Genomic DNA, 18,518 nt, shown 5'->3' on the forward strand with positions numbered 1-18,518 from the left:
GAGGTCACGATGCTGACAGGGATCGACCCGGTGCTGAGCGGCGAACTGCTGCTGCACCTGGACGCGATGGGACATTCGGACGCGGTGGTGATCGCCGACGCGCACTTCCCCGCCACCCGGCTCGGCGAACGCGTCGTCGTGCTGCCGACGCTGTCGACGCCGGAGGTCCTCCGAGCGGTGCGCACGGTGATCCCGCTCGACGACGAGCCCGTGCTCGACCTCATGACGAGTGCCGACGGTACGGTGCTCGACGTCCAGCGGGAACTCATCGCCGCCGCCGGCACGACCGAGGACGCCGTGCGCTTCGTCGACCGGTTCGCCTACTACGACGAGGCCGCCACGGCGTTCCTCATCATCCGCACGGGCGAGACCAGGAAGTACGGGAACGTCACCCTGCGGAAGGGCCTCGTGCTCCCGGGCGCCTGACTCGACCGCGGGCTGCGGTCGCTCACCAGCAGAGCGCGACGATCGCGGCACCGACGACGGCGTAGATCCCCGACAGGACCTGCCGACCGCGGGTGCGGGGTTCGACGGCTGTCTCGACCGTCGCCCCGTGCTCGTCGAGGGTCCGCTTCGGCTTGGGTGCGTGCCAGGGGAGTGTGTTCCAGCGGAGTGCTGCGCCTGCGAGTCCGAAGCCGACGATCGCGACGGCGAGGACCCACGCCCAGGACCAGACGCCGACCGGCGCGGCGAGGGCGCGGACGAGGGCGAGGATCACGATGCTGTCGACCGCGTCGACCACCAGTCGGTAGCGCTCGGTCGCCGCCCAGCGTCCCGTACTCCACGCGTGGACGACCTGGAGGGCGAGGACCCACGCGACGACGAGGGCGACGACGGCGGGGATCAGGATCTCGATCATCGTGCTGCTCCGATCTGCTCGAGGACGGCGACGCCGGCCGCATCGACCGATTCCTGGGTCGCTGAGACGAGGACCACCGTGGTGCCGGTCGCCGGAACGACGCCGACGAAGGACGCGAAGCCGCCTGTGGCGCCGTTGTGCCAGACAAGGTCCTCGCCGTCGATCGCCTTCCGATCGGTGATCCAGGCCCAGCCGATCTCGCGATCGCCGAACGCCGCTTGTGGGTCGAGCGCATCGATGCCCGGCGCGCTGCCGTCGGCCAGTCGCTCCGCGAAGCGCGCGAGATCCTCCGCGTCCGAGCGGATGCCGCCAGCGGGCCCGATCGCCGTGCCGGTCCATGCTGCGGCGGTCCGTCCGCCGGCGGTCTCGCCGAGGAGGTCGCGATCGCCGAGGTCGGCCGCATCGCTCACGGGGCTGGTCGAGTCGAGTCCCATCGGACCGGTGATCCGTTCCTCGAGGAGGTCGGCGTAGCTGGTGCCGGCGGCCGAGCCGAGGGCGGCACCGAGGAGTTCGAAGCCGAGGTTGGAGTAGGTACCCTTCGGGGTGTCGAGGGATGCGGACCGCGCCTGCTCGAGCAGCTGGTCGACGTCCTCGCCGTAGGGGTTCGCCGTCGTGAGCGCGAACCACGTCGAGGAGAGGATCGTCCAGAGGTCGATCGGCAGCCGGGGCAGGCCGGAGGTGTGGGTGGCGAGCTGCTCGAGGGTCACGTCCGCCGCGGGCGCGTCGCCCAGCTCGAGGAGCTCACCGAGCCTGGTGTCCGGGGTGACCTCGCCGCGCTCGATCGAGTCGGCGAGCAACAGTCCGGTGAAGGCCTTGCTCACCGATCCGATCTCGAACCGGGTGTTCGGCTGGGCGCCGATCGTCGCGGTGCGGGTGCCGTCCGGGGTGACGACGACGGCCAGCAGGGCCTTGCGGTCGGGGCCGGCGAGCTCGCGGACGGTGGCCGCGAGTTCGGCGTCGCCGGTGGCTTCGGGGGGAAGCGTCGAGGGCCCTGGCCGGAAGGCGAGCCCGATCGCGAGGGCGACAGCGGTGCTGACGGCGGCAATGACCCAGACCCGTCTGGGTCGGGACGTGCTGCGTGGTGTGGCGGTCATGCGGGGTCCTTCCTGGGGTCGGTGGTCATTCCATGGCGGCGACGGCGACGAGCAGCGGGACGAGTCGCATGGGCGGGACCGCGACCCGTCCGCGGCCGGCTGGTTGCAGCCAGCCGGCGGCCGTCAGGACGCGGACGTGGTGGTAGACCTGGCCGGTCGTCCCGATGCCGTCGAGTTCGCCGAGGTCCGCGAGTGCGGAGGTGCCGTTGGCGACGGCCAGGAGCAGCTGCAGCCGGACGGGGGAGCCGATGGCTGCGAGTCGCGATGCCGCCGTCGCGAGTGGACCGGAGCCTGCTGATTCCACGGCGTCGGGGTCGTCGCCGAGCGCGAGGAGGTCGTCGGTCGCCCTGGCGTACTGCCACTGCACGGGTCCGCCGCCGGCGACGACCGATCCGGTGAAGAGGACCGCCCCGTGCTCGAGCTCGGCCGTGCGCTGTTCGAGCCCGCGGAGCGCCCAGAAGGTGTCGTCGGCATCGCCCGTCGCGGCTGCGGACGCGACGTCGTCCGGTCGCTCGGTGGTCGTGTCGTCGTCGGCCGGTCGGGCGAACACGGCGGCTTCGAGACGCGCGAGACGTGCCTCGTGATCCCCGGGGTCGATGGTCGTCATGACCCAAGTGTACAAATGTCGTAATTACGAAATCAAGCAGGTAGACCCACGGTCTGAGTGGTGGAGCCGTGCATCAGGCCCGCGAGCTGAGCCGCCCCTGCTTCGCGTGCACCGGGATCAGCAGTCCGAGGCCGATGAGCAGCACGAGCACGATCCCGAGGATCCCCCAGAACTGCGCCCCACCGAGCGTGACGAACAGTGCGAAGGCGGTCGGTGCGAGGAAGGACACGGCGCGGCCGGTCGTGGCGTAGAGGCCGAAGACCTCACCCTCGCGGCCCTCGGGGATGATGCGCGCCAGGAACGAGCGGCTCGCCGACTGTGCAGGGCCGACGAACAGGCACAGCATGAGCCCGAAGATCCAGAAGATCGTCGCGCCGCCCTCGTGGAGGAAGAACACGGCGCTTCCCGCGACGACGAGGCCGATGAGCGACGCGACGATGACGGGTTTCGGCCCCACCTTGTCGTCGAGCAGGCCGATCGTGATCGTCGCGATCCCGGCGACGACGTTGGCGGCGATCGCGAAGATGATCACCTCGCCGGGTGAGAAGCCGAAGGTCCCCGCGGCCAGGACGCCACCGAAGGTGAAGACACCGGCGAGCCCGTCGCGGAACACGGCGCTCGCGAGCAGGAAGTAGAGTGTCTGTCGGCTGTCGCGCCAGAGTTCCGCGATGCTCTTGGCAAGGACGCCGTAGGAGGCGAAGAACCCGACGTGCGGCCGGGCGACAGCCTGGGGTGCGTGGTACTCGGGCACCGCGAACAGCACGGGCAGGGCGAAGATCCCGAACCACGCCGCAGACACGAGCATCGCGACGCGGACGTCCATGCCGTCTTCGCCGGTGACGCCGAAGAGTCCGACCTCGGGGGAGATGAAGCCGAAGTAGACGATGAGCAGCAGCACGATGCCACCGATGTACCCCATGCCCCAGCCGAGACCGGAGACCTTGCCGATGGAGGTGGGCGTCGACACCTGGGCGAGCATCGCGTTGTAGTTGACGCCGGCGAACTCGAACACGATGTTGCCGACCGCGAGGAGGACGAGGCCCAGCCAGAGGAAGTTCGGATCGGGGGCGACGAAGAAGAGGAGCGCGGTGATCGCGACGACGACGTAGGTGTTGAAGCCGAGCCAGAACTTCCGCCGCCCGGCGGAGTCCGACCGCTGGCCGACGACCGGCGCGAGGATCGCGATCAGCAGCCCGGCGGCGGCGAGCGCCCACCCGAGGGATGCCGACACCGCGGCCTCCTCGCCGAACGAGTCACTCGTCAGATAGACGGTGAACACGAAGGTGGTGACGACGGCGTTGAACGACGCCGAGCCCCAGTCCCACAGGCTCCACGCGAAGATGCGACCCTTACGACCCGCCTGCGCTTTCACGGCGGCGACCTGCGAGGTGTCGAGGTCGACGGTGGCTGCTGCGGCGTCGGGGGTGACGAGCGGTGGTGGCGGGAAGTTGCGGGGCCGGGATCCGAGACGCGGGGCTTCGTCGCCGTGCCCGCCTGTCCGGCCGGTGTCGTCGGTGCCACCTGGGGGAGTCGTGCTCATGCACTGAGGCTAGTGCCGCGTGGTGAACGGGCGGTAGCGCGCGTCCCGCAGCGCGATGGCTGGGGGTTCGCTGGGACGCGGATCGTCGCCGGGAATAGCTTCGGGCACCCCGCGTTGGACTTGAGCGTACGACACTCAAGTTTGAATCCAGGAGGTTCACGTGCCCGAAGACTTCACCCAGGGCGGCGCAGCAGCAGACGGCGGATCGTCGTCGTTCGACGACTTCCTCGCCCGATACCTCGAGGGCGAGCGGGCGCGTTCGGCGCGGACCATCGACCTCAGCCGCTTCCTCACCGCACGGACGCAGGAGATCCTGCAGCGCGCCGGCCGGTTCGCGCTCGAGCGCGGCCAGAACGAGCTCGACGCGCTGCACATCCTGCGCGTCATCGTGAGCGAAGAGCCCGCCAAGGACGCCGTCGCGCGCCTCGGCGTCGACCCGAAGGCCATCGCCAAGGCCGCCGAGCAGCGCCTGCCGCAGGCGTCTTCGCCGAGCGTCAAGGACCCGGCCATCACACCGTCGGCCCAGCGCGCGCTGTTCCACGCCTACCAGGTGGCCCGCGCCGCCGGATCGACGTACGTCGACCCCGAGCACCTCTTCTTCGCCCTCGTCATCAACCAGGACTCGCCTGCCGGTGAGGTCCTCGCCCGCGCCGGCGTCACGGCGGAGGCGCTGACCCAGGGCATGCGCCAGACCGTCGGCGACCCCGGTGTCGCCACCGACGACCAGGACGACCGCGATGCCGACGACCTCGACTCGGACACCCCGATGCTCGACCGTTTCGGCACCGACCTCACGGCGCTCGCCGCAGGCGGATCGCTCGACCCCGTCATCGGACGTTCCGAGGAGATCGAGCAGACCATCGAGATCCTCTCCCGCCGCACGAAGAACAACCCCGTGCTCGTCGGCGAGGCCGGCGTCGGCAAGACCGCGGTCGTCGAGGGGCTCGCCCAGGCGATCGTCGACGGCGGCGTCCCGGAGCAGCTGCGCGGGAAGCGCGTCATCTCGCTCGACCTGCCGGCCATGGTCGCCGGAACCCGGTACCGCGGCGACTTCGAGGAGCGCCTCACCGGCCTGCTCGACGAGATCGCAGCCAACCGCTCCGAGCTGATCGTCTTCATCGACGAGGTCCACACGGTCGTCGGCGCCGGAGGTTCCGGCGAGGGCGGCATGGACGCTGGGAACATGCTCAAGCCGCGTCTCGCGCGCGGTGAGCTGCACCTCATCGGTGCGACCACGCTCCGTGAGTACCGCGGGATCGAGAAGGACCCGGCACTCGAACGCCGCTTCCAGCCCGTGCGTGTCGGCGAGCCGTCGATCGAGGACGCCGTCCTCATCCTCGACGGTCTCCGTCCTGCCTACGAGGAGCACCACGACGTCCGCTTCGCCGACGACGCCCTCCGCGCAGCCGTCGAGCTCTCCGCCCGCTACCTGCCCGACCGTGTCCTGCCCGACAAGGCCATCGACCTCGTCGACCAGGCCGGAGCCCGGCTGCGGTTGCGGCTCGGGAAGGCGGTCGACGTGAGCGCCCTCGTCGAGGAGCTCGCGACACTCGAGGCATCGAAGAACGCGGCCGTGTCGGCCGAGCACTACGAGGAGGCCTCGCGCATCCGCGACGAGATCACCGCCGTGCAGGCGAAGCTCGACGCCGCCTCCAACGGACCCGGTGCCCGCGCCGACCGCGACGCGGTCGTCGACGAGGCCCAGATCGCCGGCGTCGTGTCCCGCGCCACCGGCATCCCGGTCAGTCGGCTCACGGAGGGCGAGCGAGAACGTCTCGCCGGTCTCGAGGACGAACTGCACGCTCGCGTCGTCGGCCAGCACGACGCCGTGACCGCGGTGTCGAAGGCCGTCCGTCGCAACCGCACGGGCATGGGGGATGCGAACCGACCGGTCGGCAGCTTCCTGTTCCTCGGCCCCACCGGCGTCGGTAAGACGGAGCTCGCGAAGGCGCTCGCCGGATCCCTCTTCGCTGACGAGCACTCCGTGATCCGCTTCGACATGAGCGAGTTCGGCGAACGCCACACGGTGTCGCGACTCGTCGGCGCCCCTCCCGGGTACGTCGGGTTCGACGAGGCGGGCCAGCTCACCGAGCGCGTGCGGCGCAACCCGTACTCGATCGTGCTGTTCGACGAGATCGAGAAGGCGCACCCCGACGTGTTCAACCTGCTCCTGCAGGTGCTCGACGACGGTCGCCTGACCGACGGTCAGGGGCGGACGATCGACTTCCGCAACACGGTCGTCGTCATGACCTCGAACCTCGGTTCCGAGTTCCTCGCATCCCGTTCCGGTGCGATGGGCTTCGTCGCCGGCGGCGCGGACGACCCGACGGGCTTCGGTTCCGAAGAGGCGCTCCGGGCCCGGGTCATGGGCAAGCTGCGCGAGGTGATGCGTCCCGAGTTCCTCAACCGCATCGATGAGATCGTCCTCTTCCGCAAGCTCGACCAGCAGCAGCTGCAGGAGATCGTCGGACTGATGCTCGGCCGCACGACCGAACGGTTGGCCGCGCGCGGTGCATCACTCGAGACGACGCCTGAGGCGCTCGCGCTCCTCGCGGAGCTCGGCTACGAGCCGGAGTACGGCGCGCGCCCCCTGCGTCGCCTGATCCAGCGTGAGGTCGACGACCGCATCGCCGAGCTCGTCGTGGGCGGCGGGGTCGGCGACGGCTCGACCGTGCACGTCGACGCGGTCGGCGGGAAGATCGTCGTCACCGAGCATGCTGCGGTGCTGGTGGACGCCGCGTAGGCATTACCCCTTCGACAGGCTCAGGGACCGGGATTCGTTCCGGACTCTGGGCCTGTCGTCACTCGCGGACCGTTCCCCGTCCTGGTCCCCGAGCTTTTCGAAGGGCACCTGGGTCGCGGTCACCCTGGCCATCCGCTGGGAGTTGAGCCAGGCGGACTCAACTTTCTTGACGTCGAAACCGGGCCTCGGTAGCATTGAGTCATCGGGGCTCAAGTCTCGACGTCACACCAGCATCACCCCATCAACCAGCTCGGTGCCGAGCTCGTCGAGTCGGCCGGACGCCATCCGCATGCCGCCCGAGTCGACGAGTTCCGAACCGGCAGTCAACACAAGGAGAACCAACACATGGCACGTGCAGTAGGCATCGACCTCGGTACCACCAACTCGGTGGTCGCCGTCCTCGAAGGTGGAGAACCCACCGTCATCGCCAACGCCGAGGGCTTCCGCACCACCCCCTCCGTCGTCGCATTCACCAAGGACGGCGAGGTGCTCGTCGGCGAGACCGCGAAGCGCCAGGCAGTCACCAACGTCGACCGCACCATCGCGAGCGTCAAGCGCCACATGGGCACCGACTGGAAGTTCGACGTCGACGGCAAGAAGTACACGCCGCAGGAGCTGTCCGCTCGCATCCTCGCGAAGCTGAAGCGCGACGCCGAGCAGTACCTGGGCGACACCGTGACCGACGCGGTCATCACCGTTCCCGCCTACTTCAACGACGCCGAGCGTCAGGCCACGAAGGAGGCCGGTGAGGTCGCGGGCCTCAACGTGCTCCGCATCATCAACGAGCCGACCGCCGCAGCCCTCGCCTACGGCCTCGACCGCGGCAAGGAGGACGAGCTCATCCTCGTCTTCGACCTCGGTGGCGGTACCTTCGACGTCTCGCTGCTCGAAGTGGGCAAGGACGACGACTTCTCCACCATCCAGGTCCGCTCGACCTCGGGTGACAACCGCCTCGGTGGAGACGACTGGGACCAGCGCGTCGTCGACTACCTGATCAAGCGCTTCAAGGACTCGACCGGTGTCGACGTCTCGGGTGACAAGATCGCGAAGCAGCGCCTCAAGGAAGCCGCCGAGCAGGCGAAGAAGGAGCTCAGCTCCTCGATGTCGACCTCGATCCAGCTCCCGTACCTCTCCCTCACGGAGAACGGCCCGGCGAACCTCGATGAGACCCTCAGCCGCGCGAAGTTCGAGGAGCTCACGCAGGACCTGCTCGAGCGCACCCGCAAGCCGTTCAACGACGTCATCGCCGAGGCCGGCGTGAAGGTCTCCGACATCGCGCACGTCGTGCTCGTCGGTGGATCGACCCGTATGCCCGCCGTCGCCGAGCTCGTCAAGAAGCTCACCGGTGGTCAGGAGCCCAACAAGGGCGTCAACCCGGACGAGGTCGTCGCCGTCGGCGCCGCCCTCCAGGCCGGCGTGCTGAAGGGTGAGCGCAAGGACGTGCTGCTCATCGACGTCACCCCCCTGTCGCTCGGTATCGAGACCAAGGGTGGCATCATGACGAAGCTCATCGAGCGCAACACCGCGATCCCCACCAAGCGGAGCGAGACCTTCACCACGGCCGACGACAACCAGCCGTCCGTCGCGATCCAGGTCTTCCAGGGCGAGCGCGAGTTCACCCGCGACAACAAGAACCTCGGCACCTTCGAGCTGACCGGCATCGCGCCGGCTCCGCGCGGTGTGCCGCAGGTCGAGGTCACCTTCGACATCGACGCCAACGGCATCGTGCACGTGTCCGCCAAGGACAAGGGCACCGGCAAGGAGCAGTCGATGACCATCACCGGTGGCTCGTCCCTCGGCAAGGAGGACATCGAGCGCATGGTCCGCGAGGCCGAGGAGCACGCCGCGGACGACAAGGCCCGCCGCGAGCAGGCCGAGGTCCGCAACAGCGCCGAGCAGCTCGCCTACTCGATCGACAAGCTCATCAAGGAGAACGACGACAAGCTGCCCGAGGACGTCAAGACCGACGTCCAGGCCGATGTCGACGCCCTGAAGAGCGCGCTCGCCGGTGAGGACGAGGACGCGGTGAAGACCGCGTTCGACAAGCTCAACGAGAGCCAGGTCAAGCTCGGCGAGGCGATCTACGCCCAGGCGCAGGCCTCCGAGTCCGCCGCAGGAACCGAGGCCCCGGCTGAGGAGGCGACCTCCGACGAGGACGTCGTCGACGCCGAGGTCGTCGAGGACGAAGACGACAAGGACAAGAAGTAACCATGACTGACGAGAACCAGAACCAGAACCAGGACGATCCCATCATCCGTGACAAGCGGCGGATCGACCCGGAGACCGGCGAGGTTCGTCAGCCTGGCACCGAGGGGGCTGACGCCGACGCGTCGGCCCCCTCGGGCGCACCTGCCGAATCCGCCGACGCCGACGCACCGGCCGCCGACGACGAGCTGACCGTCGAGGACATCCTCAACGCGGCTCCCGAGGAGCCCGTGCAGGGCGGCAACCTCTCCCCGGCCGAGCAGCTCGCTGCAGAACGCCTCGGCGACCTGCAGCGCGTCACGGCCGAGTACGCGAACTACCGGAAGCGCACCGAAGCCGGCCGCGAGGTGGAGCGCGAGCGCACCACCGGCGAGGTCGCCAAGGTCCTGCTGCCGGTGCTCGACGACCTCGACCGCGCTGACAAGCACGGCGACCTCGAGGGCGACGCCCCCTTCACGCAGATCGCGGCCAAGCTCCGCGGCGCTGCCGAGAAGCTCGGGCTGAAGCCATTCGGAGCGGTCGGCGAGACCTTCGACCCCAACGTGCACGAGGCCATCTTCCAGCAGCCCACGCCGGGTGCCGAGGGCGAGACCGTCCTCGACGTCGTGGAGACCGGGTACCACCTGGGCTCCACCCTGCTGCGCGCCGCGAAGGTGGTCGTCGCGGTCCCGGCGAGCTAGCCATGGCGAGTCAGGACTGGTTCGACAAGGACTTCTACAAGGTCCTCGGCGTCAAGAAGGACGTGACGCCGGCGGAACTGAAGAAGGTCTACCGGAAGCTCGCCCGGCAGTACCACCCGGACTCCAACCCGGGTGATGCGAAGGCCGAGGCGAAGTTCAAGGAGATCAGCGAGGCCCACTCGGTGCTCGGCGACCCCGAGCAGCGCAAGGAGTACGACGCCGTTCGCGCCATGGGCGGTGGAGCACGCTTCACCGCCCCGGGTGCCGGCGGCGGCCAGGGCGGCTTCGAGGACGTCTTCGGGACGATGTTCGGTGGGGGCGGTGGTGGTGGCGGTCGCCAGAGCTACAGCTACCAGCAGGCTCCTCCCGGATACGAGGACATCCTCGGCGGCATGTTCGGCCAGGGTGGCTTCGGCCAGACTTCCGGTGGCTTCCGCGGCTACGGCGGACCCACGCCGGGCCGCGACATCACCGCGCACACGACGATCGACTTCATCACGGCCACGCAGGGCGACACCATCTCCCTGCAGACCTCCGAGGGACGCACCATCAAGGTGAAGATCCCGGCGGGTGTGTCGGATGGACAGAAGATCCGCCTGCGCGGCAAGGGGCAGCCGAGTCCGGACGGCGGCGAACCCGGCGATATCGTGGTCACCGTGAGTGTCCGCAAGCATCCCGTGTTCGAACGCGACGGCCTGAACCTCCGCGTCACCGTGCCGGTCACCTTCGTGGAGGCCGCGCTCGGCGCCACGATCGAGGTTCCGACGCTCGGCGGCGACCCCGTCAAGCTGCGCGTCGCCCCCGGTACGCCGAGCGGCCGCGTCCTCCGCGTCAAGGGCCGCGGTGTCGCGACGACGAAGGGCACCGGCGACCTCCTGGCCGTCGTGCAGATCGTCGTCCCGGCGCATCTCGGCGGCGAGGCCAAGGAAGCACTCGAACGGTTCCACGAGCTGGAGCCGAAGGACAACCCCCGAGACGAGCTCATCGCTCGGGCTCGGGGCTAGTAGCCAGCAGCACACGGAAGGGCAGGGAGCATGGACGAGCATTCGCCGGTCTTCGCGATCGCGATGGCTGCCGAGCTCGCCGGCATGCACCCGCAGACCCTTCGGCAGTACGACCGGCTCGGGCTCGTGTCGCCGACGCGGACCGCGGGGAAGTCACGCAGGTACTCGATGCGCGACATCGCCCAGCTCCGTGAGGTGTCCAGGCTCAGTGCCGAGGGCGTCAGCCTCGAGGGCATCTCCCGCATCCTGACTCTGGAGAACGAGGTCAGCTCGCTCCAGGGCCGGGTGCGGGAGCTCGAGCACGCGCTCGCCAACGCCCTGCTGCGAACCCCGGGCAACCGGGTGTTCGCCGCCGGCATGGAGGGGAGCGTCGTCCCGATGCGGAGCGGTACCCGCACCCGCCGCCGGACCGAGGTCGTCGTCTGGCGGCCGTCGCTCTCCGAGTAGCCGACCACAGCGCACTCGTGGTCGTCATCCCGCGTGGATGACGACCACGGGTGCGCTTTCGCGCGTCTGCGGGCCGCGTAGGGTTGGGGCATGAGCGCGCAGCCCGTGGTGACGAAGCCGGACCCGGCGCAGACCGCACCCGCGACGGCCCGGAGGCGGCGCGGCGCCCGCCTGACCGGACTGACCGCCTACCCGCTCATGTACTTCGGCGTCATCGCGGGCGTGCTTCCACTACTGACGCTCGTCGTGATCGGCGCCCCCATCCTCGTCGGCGTCCTGCTCGGTGCGGGCGAGGCCGAGTGGGTCGACGGCTTCTCGCGCGTGTTCGGTTTCATCCTGCTCTTCCTGACACCGCCGTTCGGCGCCTGGGTGTGGGGGTACGTCGCGCTCGGGGTCCTCGCCTTCCTCGGTGGCATCGCGCTCAGCCTGCGGATCCTGCGGCGTCACGGCGTGCGTCGCGCAGGAGCCGTCACGCACTGGGGCATGTGGGCCACCGTTCCGCTGCAGCTCATCTTCGCGGTCATCAGCCTCGTGATCGTGTTCGGTGCGATCGCGTCCGTCCGCGCCGAAGACGCCAGCGGCCTCGAGACCGTCCGCGCCTTCGGCCAGGGCGTCGCCATCGCCACGGTCGTCAACCTCCTCGTCTCCGCCGGGCTCGGCGTCCTCGTCTTCCCGGCAGTCCTCCGAGCAGTGAAGGCGGAGAAGCCGGCTCGGCGCGCGCGCCGTCGGTGACGCCGTTCCTCGTATCGCGTGGCCGGTTACGCTGAGGGGATGCCCGAGTTCTCCTTCGACGCGCTGCGCCGGTTCCCCGATCACGAGGCACCCAACCTCTTCGCCGTCGACGCGACCGACCGGCTCCTGCTCGACGAAGCGGCCGAGGCCCTGGCCGGGCGGGTGCCGACGCCCGGCGAGATCGTCGTCGTCGGCGACGCCTACGGGGCGCTGACCCTCGGCGCCATCGCGCTTCTGGGGGCGACCGACGTCCGGGTCCACCAGGACGCCGCCGTCGGGGAACGCGCCCTCGCGGCCAACGCCGAACGGCTCGGCGTCGACGGCGGCTTCCGCAACCTGCCGCTCGGCGAGGAGCTGTTCACGGGCGCATCACTCGTCCTCCTCCAACTCCCGAAGCACCTCGAAGCACTGCACGAGATCGCCGCCGCCGTGGCCCGTTGGAGCGCCGCTGACGTCCGTCTCCTGGCGGGTGGCCGGGTGAAACACCTGACGCCCGCGATGAACGAGGTCCTCGGTCGGAGCTTCTCGACCGTCACCGCGAGCCTCGCCCGGCAGAAGTCCCGAGTGCTCCGTGCGAGCGGTCCGGTGACCGCCGCCGTCGAGGGAGCGCGTGACGAGGCCGACACCACGGCCTCGACCGCGCTGCGCACCGAGCACCATGCCGACATCGGCCTGACCATCGCCGCCGCCGGCGCAGCGTTCGCCGGCACGAAGCTCGACATCGGCACCCGCTTCCTGCTGGAGGCGCTGCCGGAGATCGCGCCCGTCGCCCGGACGGCCATCGACCTCGGCTGCGGCACCGGCGTCCTCGCGGTGTCGCTCGCCATCGCCCGGCCCGAGCTCGCGGTCATCGCGACCGACCAGTCCGCTGCAGCCGTCGCCTCGGCCGCCGCGACCATCGCCGCCAACGACGACGCCGACCGCCGGCTGGCCGAGCGCATCACGGTGCTCCGCGACGACGGCCTGTCGATGCAGCCGGACGCGTCAGCCGACCTCATCGTCCTGAACCCGCCCTTCCACAGCGGGACCACCGTCCACACGGGCGTCGCCCACGACCTGTTCGCCGAGGCCGCGCGCGTCCTGCAGCCGGGCGGGACGCTCGCCGTCGTGTGGAACTCCCACCTCGGCTACCGGGCTGCCCTCGAGCGGCTCGTCGGTCCGACGACGCAGTTCGCGCGCAACCAGAAGTTCACGGTGACGGTCTCGCGCCCCCGGGCCGCCGGCGAACCGCGTCCGTAACTCCTGCTGCTTGGACCGTCCCGTGGGCACCGGCCGCTCGGACACCGGCGTCCTCGACGGTCCGGGCGGGCGTTGCAGGAGTCGTGACCGTCAAGCGGCGTTCCAGAGGCGCTCGATGCGCTCGCGGAGCGCGGTCTCCTCCGGGGACTCGTCGGCGTACTCGGAAGCGTCGATGGTGATGGTGTCCGCGGCGTCGAACCACCAGGTCCCCCGCTCACCCTCGACCTCGATGCTGGTCCACGTTCCCGGAGCGACGCTCGCCTTGACCAGGCCGATCGCCGCCCCGAGCGTCGTGTCGTCGCCCGCGTGGAATTCGACCTGCAGGCGACCGACACTGCTCTCGACGGACGCCAGCGAGCCCATGGCGGTCAACCGCTCGACCAGGCCGAACAGCACGGTCGCGTCCCCGCGAGCGCCACGCACGGAGAACGTTCCAGGAGAACCGCTCACGACGGGGCCGTCGATGCCGAGCGACTCGACGACCGACGCCTCGGGCAGGGCGTCGAGGACGTCGAGGGCGGTGCGCCCGGCGCCCGGGCCTGCGACGGTGAGCCTGACGCTGTCACTCGACGCCGCGATCGCGGTCACGCCGGGCACCGCGCCGAGCGACTGGACGACCGGCAGCATGTCCGCCGACTGGACGCCGTCATCCCAAGTGACGATGCCGCCCTGGACCTCCACTGCGACGTACGCCGGTACCGCACCCGTCGCCACCGCGGTCGCGGCGGCCACGTCGTCGACGCTCGAGACGCGGAGGTCGATCGTGGCCGGGGTCAGCGTGGCGCCGATGACCTCGAACTGTCCGGCGACGGCCAGGTAGGCGGCACGAATCGTACCGGGGTCGCCGCTGACCGTCGCGTCGTCGTCGACGCCTGAGGAGATGGAGAACCGCGCGTCCCCGTCCCAGTTGGTGAAGCCGGGGGCCGCATCGTCGGCGTCGTCCTCGTCGGGTCCGGCCGGGTCGACACCGTCGTCGCTGCGGCCGCAGATGACCGCGGCGGCGTAGGCGGGCGTCGCGTCGGCGGTCGCCCTGGCCAGGTCGTAGGCGTCGAGGAAGTCCTCTCCGGGACGCGCCACGAGGGAGAGCGAGGACGCACGCGCACCGTCGGTTCCAGCGGAGGCGAGCTGCAGCTCACCGCCCGGCACGCCCTCGTCCTCGAGTGACGCGAGCAGCTCCAGCTGGGTCGCGTTGTCGGCTCGTCGGTCGAGGACGGACAGGGTGAACCCACGGACGGTGAGGTCGACTCCCTCCCACGTCGCTCCGCCGCTCCGTTTCGCCTGCTCGTTCAGGAACCCGCCGATGCGGTCCACGATCGCGCTCAGCCGATCGTCGGTGACGTCGTCGTCCATGAGCACCGACGCCGATGCCGTGCCGTTCCACGGCAGGGTGTTGCTCCCGGTCGTGTCGACATCGGCCACCTCCGGGACGCCGTCCAGGAGGTGCTCGAAGTCCCGCCCGGCGGCGGACGCCGCGTTCACGTCGCCACAGCCCGAGAGGCCGAGGACGGCTGCCAAGGCGAGCAACGCCGTGGCGGCGGTCCGGATCGTGCGGTTCTGCGGCATGGATCCACCCTAGGAGCTGCCCGTCGAAGCCCGCGTCGGGGCGGTCCCGACGTCTCAGGTCCGGCGCGGCGTGTGCCCGTATGCTGGCCCGATGTCCGAGCCGCCCACCCCAGCAGACGGAGCGGGTCGCGACGGACGTCGGGTGGACCAGCACGAACTGACCGCGGTCGAGCGCTGGATCGACGACCGGGCCAACCGGCTCCTGCGCGACGCCCCCGACGGCGGTGCACGGGCGAAGGCCGTCGAGTTCCTCGTCTTCGGGGCGAAACAGGCGTGGGCGTGCATCTTCGGCGCAGCGATGCTCGCGGTCATCGTCGCCGCCCGCCTCTGGTACCCGGACGACGTCTGGCTCGCCCGGAACGACGCGCTCGTCGTCGCTGCGATCGTCATCCAGGTGGTCATGATCGTCACCAGGCTCGAGACGGGCCGCGAGCTCTGGGTGATCATCCTGTTCCACGTCGTCGGGACGGGCATGGAGCTGTTCAAGACCGGGGTGGGGTCGTGGGAGTACGACGGCGGCGGGGTCCTGCACCTCGGCTCCGTGCCGTTGTACACCGGGTTCATGTACGCGGCCGTCGGGTCGTACATGGTGCGCGTGTACCGGCTCTTCGACCTCCGGTTCGACCGCTATCCACGGGTGTGGCTCACGACGATCATCGCGGCCGGCATCTACGTGAACTTCTTCAGCCAGCACTTCATCGTCGATCTGCGATGGGTGTTGCTCGCCGCAGTCCTCCTCGTGTTCGCCCGGACGATCATGCACTTCCGCGTGTTCCGTCGGACGCACCGCATGCCCGTGCTGGTGGCGTTCCTGCTCGTGGCCTGCTTCATCTGGATCGCCGAGAACATCGGGACGATCACGGGCGCCTGGCTGTACCCGAATCAGGAGGACGGCTGGCAGCTCGTCCCGCTCACCAAGCTGGTGTCGTGGTTCCTCCTCATGATGATCTCGGTGGTGATGGTCACCTGGGTGTACCCGCCGAAGCGGCCCGATCGTCTCCCGACCTGAGCCGCCTACTGTCAACGGTTGCTGAAGGCGGTGCGCTCACCGGGTAGGGTTCGGGAGTGAGCGGCCCGAGCCCGGTGATCGCTCGTCCCCTTCCGGAGAGCAGCCATGGCCCAGCGTCAGCCCCAGGACCCACGCTTCCGTGATCGTGGCGGCGCTCGGCCGGTCCCCATGCAGTCGGGTCCCGTTCCGGCGGGCCAGGCCCGCCCTGCCCCGGCTCGACCTGCCGCCGCTCCACGGCCCGCATCACCGGCCGTCGGCATCTCCGTCCCGGCCGCGGCAGCCGCACCCCTGCCGCGGGCCAACCATCTCTTCGCCGGAGCGCAGTTCGCGTTCATCGCCTCGATCGTGATGCTCGGGCTGTACATCGGCCTGACGTCGACCTGGACCCTGCTGGAGCCGGACTTCCTCATCGGGCTCTCCCTGACCGCTGCGGCCACGTCCCTGCTCTTCGCCGTGCCGCCGTCAGGCAAGCTCCGTGGCCTGCTCGTGCTCGTTCCGACCATCGACATCCTCGCCGTCGGGTTCTTCCGCGACACCCTGCCGAACCTGCCGACGTCGGGTCTCCTCATCGTGATCCCGGTGCTCTGGCTCGCGGGTGGGTTCGGGGTCTCGGCACTGCCCGTACCGGTGTTCGGAGCGATCTTCGTCTCCCTGGTGCCGGTCGCGCGCGCCGGAGCGTGGCCGACGACGCCTGGCGGGTGGGGTGCGATCTGCATCCTGCCGGCCCTGGTCCTCATCATGACCGTCACCGTGCACCTGGCCGCGCGCCAGCTCCGCGCCCACGAGGGACGGGCGCGCATCGCGCTCGCCGCGGCGACGGAAGCGGCGGCCGTCGCGACGACGGTTTCGGAATCCGTCGACGCCGCCGTCGCCTTCTTCCGGCCCGACGGCACGGTGGCGCTCCGGAATGAGGCCACGTACGAGCAGGCCCGACTGGCGGGGTTCGACCCCAAGACCCGCGCCGGCGTCCACGTCTACGGACCGGACCGGAAGACCCGGCTGCGGCCCGACGAGCAGGTCATCAACCGGGCGCTGCGCGGAGAGAGCTTCCGCGGCGATCTGTACTGGGTGGGGGAGCCGGGCGACCAGCGCGCCATCATCGGGAACGCGCGACAGGTGCACACCGACGACGGCACGTTCGTCGGCACCATCACCGTCGGTCACGACGTGACCGACCTCGCGAACGCGGTGGCGCTGCGGGAAGCGTTCCTGATCGACGTGTCCCACGAACTCCGCACCCCGTTGACGTCGATCATCGGCTACCTCGACCTCCTCACCGAGGGACATGACCTGCGGCAGCTCGGGCTCGAGCGCGAGGTCTCGACGATCCAGCGCAACGCGGAGCAGTTGTACGCGATCATCGGCGACCTGCTCGCGGCGGGCGACGCCGAGATGCGGGTGCGGATCGCCCTCACCGACGTCGCCGACATCGCCCGGCAGAGCGTGGGAGCGATCCTGCCGCAGGCGTCGGAGGCCGGTGTCGTCGTCCGAGCCGAGGTCCCGCCGCACGTGGAGCTAGAGGGCGACGGTGGACGGCTCCGCCAGGTCCTCGACAACCTGCTGTCGAACGCGGTGAAGTACACCCCGCGAGGTGGGCGCGTCGTCGTGACCGTCGCAGTGGACGGTGAGACCTGCACCGTGAACGTCGCGGACACCGGCATCGGCATCTCACCGGACGCCCAGCGGCAGCTCTTCGACCGCTTCTTCCGGGCCAGGGAGGTCCGCGACGACGCGCGGCCCGGCGTCGGCCTCGGGCTGTCGATCGTGAAGTCCATCACCGAGGCGCATCATGGCTGGATCACCGTGTCCAGCCGCCCGGGCCGCGGCTCCACCTTCACCGTGACCCTGCCGCTCCGCCAGCCGCGCGCCGGCGCACCGTCCGCTTCCTGAGTCGGACCCCGGCAGGGAGGCGCTGCGGCACGCATCGTGGGAGGCTTGGAGGATGGCGCAGATCCTCGACCAGCCGATCGTCGACGAGGCGACCCTCACCATGCAACCGTGGGTCACCATCGTGTGGAACGACCCGGTGAACCTCATGTCCTACGTCTCACTCGTGTTCCGCAGCTACTTCGGCTACACCCACGAGGAGGCGGAGCGACTCATGCTCGCCGTGCACCACGAGGGCCGTGCGGTCGTCGCGACCGGCAACCGCGAGGAGATGGAGCGCCACGTCGAGGCCATGCACGGGTACGGGCTCTGGGCCTCGCTCGCGAAGGCCGACGCATGAGCGCCTTCGTCCGTCCGCCCGTCGGACCCGTCGTGCTCCGTCTCGACGAGCAGGAGACCTCGATCCTCGAACAGTTGGCGAGCCAGCTCGTCGACATGCTCGAGGACGCGACGCGCGCCGGGCTGGCGACCGCTGTGGAGCTCGACCCCGCCATGGCGCGACTGGTGCCGGAGGGGTACCGCGACGACCCCGAGGCCGCCGCGGAGTTCCGACGCTTCACCGCCGACGACCTCGTCGGCGGCAAGGTGACCGCGGCGCGGACCGTCCTGGCGGCGCTCACCGCCGACGCGTCCGACGCGGCTCAGCCGACGGACGTCCCAGCCGGGCACGAGGACGGTGCAGCCGTGACCCTCGAGGGCGAGACGGCCTGGACCTGGCTGCGGTTCCTCAACGACACCCGGCTCACCATCGCGGCTCGACTCGGCATCGAGGAGGACGACGCGGAGCCGTTCGACCCGTCTCCGACGAGCTCGGACGACGAGCAGGATCCCCAGCTCATGATGGCGATCTACGCCTGGCTCGGGTACCTGCAGGAGTCGATCGTCGCCGTCCTCGACGAAGCCTGAGTC

Annotated in this window: 17 protein-coding genes; 12 read left to right on the forward strand and 5 right to left on the reverse strand. The window is 70.2% G+C overall.

Annotated elements, in window-relative coordinates:
* The first annotated feature begins 9 nt into the window (after positions 1 to 9).
* On the forward strand, positions 10 to 426 hold the full coding sequence (locus ACQG07_RS11295) for an RbsD/FucU family protein (protein ID WP_138946265.1): 417 nt from the start codon (positions 10 to 12) through the stop codon (positions 424 to 426).
* Between the two features lie 22 nt (positions 427 to 448).
* Here the strand turns inward: ACQG07_RS11295 and ACQG07_RS11300 are convergent, their stop codons facing one another.
* The 4 genes from ACQG07_RS11300 to ACQG07_RS11315 all read right to left on the reverse strand — a co-directional run bounded on the left by ACQG07_RS11300 (position 449) and on the right by ACQG07_RS11315 (position 4,100).
* On the reverse strand, positions 449 to 859 hold the full coding sequence (locus ACQG07_RS11300; RefSeq protein WP_192019299.1) for a hypothetical protein: 411 nt from the start codon (positions 857 to 859) through the stop codon (positions 449 to 451).
* Positions 856 to 1,953: a serine hydrolase domain-containing protein gene (locus ACQG07_RS11305; RefSeq protein ID WP_426738348.1), complete on the reverse strand. Its 1,098-nt coding sequence runs from the start codon at positions 1,951 to 1,953 to the stop codon at positions 856 to 858. Before ACQG07_RS11305 ends, ACQG07_RS11300 begins: the two co-directional genes overlap by 4 nt.
* 25 nt (positions 1,954 to 1,978) lie before the next feature.
* Positions 1,979 to 2,560 carry an ArsR family transcriptional regulator gene (locus tag ACQG07_RS11310; RefSeq protein ID WP_274499308.1) on the reverse strand — a complete coding sequence of 194 codons (582 nt, stop codon included), beginning with the start codon at positions 2,558 to 2,560 and terminating at the stop codon, positions 1,979 to 1,981.
* Positions 2,561 to 2,633: 73 nt separating this feature from the next.
* The gene (locus ACQG07_RS11315; protein ID WP_426738349.1) at positions 2,634 to 4,100 is read right to left on the reverse strand and encodes an MFS transporter; all 1,467 of its coding nucleotides are present in this window, start codon (positions 4,098 to 4,100) and stop codon (positions 2,634 to 2,636) included.
* Positions 4,101 to 4,260: 160 nt separating this feature from the next.
* Here ACQG07_RS11315 and ACQG07_RS11320 point away from each other — a divergent pair, with 160 nt between their 5' ends.
* The 7 genes from ACQG07_RS11320 to ACQG07_RS11350 all read left to right on the forward strand — a co-directional run bounded on the left by ACQG07_RS11320 (position 4,261) and on the right by ACQG07_RS11350 (position 13,150).
* Complete coding sequence (locus ACQG07_RS11320) at positions 4,261 to 6,843, forward strand: ATP-dependent Clp protease ATP-binding subunit (RefSeq protein WP_426738350.1); 2,583 nt, start codon at positions 4,261 to 4,263, stop codon at positions 6,841 to 6,843.
* Between the two features lie 345 nt (positions 6,844 to 7,188).
* Entirely contained in the window at positions 7,189 to 9,051 is a 1,863-nt protein-coding gene (dnaK, locus tag ACQG07_RS11325) for a molecular chaperone DnaK (RefSeq protein WP_064297153.1), read from the forward strand.
* A 2-nt stretch (positions 9,052 to 9,053) separates the two neighbouring features.
* On the forward strand, positions 9,054 to 9,728 hold the full coding sequence (locus ACQG07_RS11330; protein WP_426738351.1) for a nucleotide exchange factor GrpE: 675 nt from the start codon (positions 9,054 to 9,056) through the stop codon (positions 9,726 to 9,728).
* Positions 9,729 to 9,730: 2 nt separating this feature from the next.
* Entirely contained in the window at positions 9,731 to 10,732 is a 1,002-nt protein-coding gene (locus ACQG07_RS11335) for a DnaJ C-terminal domain-containing protein (protein WP_079704948.1), read from the forward strand.
* A 30-nt stretch (positions 10,733 to 10,762) separates the two neighbouring features.
* On the forward strand, positions 10,763 to 11,179 hold the full coding sequence (locus ACQG07_RS11340; RefSeq protein ID WP_064297156.1) for a heat shock protein transcriptional repressor HspR: 417 nt from the start codon (positions 10,763 to 10,765) through the stop codon (positions 11,177 to 11,179).
* Between the two features lie 90 nt (positions 11,180 to 11,269).
* A complete protein-coding gene (locus ACQG07_RS11345) occupies positions 11,270 to 11,911 on the forward strand; it encodes a hypothetical protein (protein WP_274499312.1) in 642 nt (213 codons plus the stop codon).
* Positions 11,912 to 11,950: 39 nt separating this feature from the next.
* Positions 11,951 to 13,150, forward strand: a complete 1,200-nt coding sequence (locus tag ACQG07_RS11350; protein ID WP_426738352.1) for a class I SAM-dependent methyltransferase — start codon at positions 11,951 to 11,953, stop codon at positions 13,148 to 13,150.
* Positions 13,151 to 13,240: 90 nt separating this feature from the next.
* Here the strand turns inward: ACQG07_RS11350 and ACQG07_RS11355 are convergent, their stop codons facing one another.
* Positions 13,241 to 14,713: a hypothetical protein gene (locus ACQG07_RS11355; protein WP_426738353.1), complete on the reverse strand. Its 1,473-nt coding sequence runs from the start codon at positions 14,711 to 14,713 to the stop codon at positions 13,241 to 13,243.
* Between the two features lie 91 nt (positions 14,714 to 14,804).
* On the opposite strand from ACQG07_RS11355, the gene ACQG07_RS11360 reads away from it, so the two are divergent.
* The 4 genes from ACQG07_RS11360 (at position 14,805) to ACQG07_RS11375 (ending at position 18,515) form a co-directional block, all read left to right on the forward strand.
* Complete coding sequence (locus ACQG07_RS11360; protein WP_426738354.1) at positions 14,805 to 15,722, forward strand: DUF817 domain-containing protein; 918 nt, start codon at positions 14,805 to 14,807, stop codon at positions 15,720 to 15,722.
* Between the two features lie 105 nt (positions 15,723 to 15,827).
* Positions 15,828 to 17,612: a sensor histidine kinase gene (locus ACQG07_RS11365; RefSeq protein ID WP_426738355.1), complete on the forward strand. Its 1,785-nt coding sequence runs from the start codon at positions 15,828 to 15,830 to the stop codon at positions 17,610 to 17,612.
* A 52-nt stretch (positions 17,613 to 17,664) separates the two neighbouring features.
* Positions 17,665 to 17,949, forward strand: coding sequence for an ATP-dependent Clp protease adapter ClpS (gene clpS / locus ACQG07_RS11370; protein ID WP_056009029.1), 285 nt, complete (start codon positions 17,665 to 17,667; stop codon positions 17,947 to 17,949).
* Positions 17,946 to 18,515 carry a DUF2017 family protein gene (locus tag ACQG07_RS11375; protein WP_192004454.1) on the forward strand — a complete coding sequence of 190 codons (570 nt, stop codon included), beginning with the start codon at positions 17,946 to 17,948 and terminating at the stop codon, positions 18,513 to 18,515. Before clpS ends, ACQG07_RS11375 begins: the two co-directional genes overlap by 4 nt.
* Positions 18,516 to 18,518: the final 3 nt, after the last annotated feature.

The organism is Plantibacter sp. 2H11-2 (genome assembly GCF_050031945.1).
Lineage (GTDB): Bacteria > Actinomycetota > Actinomycetes > Actinomycetales > Microbacteriaceae > Plantibacter > Plantibacter auratus.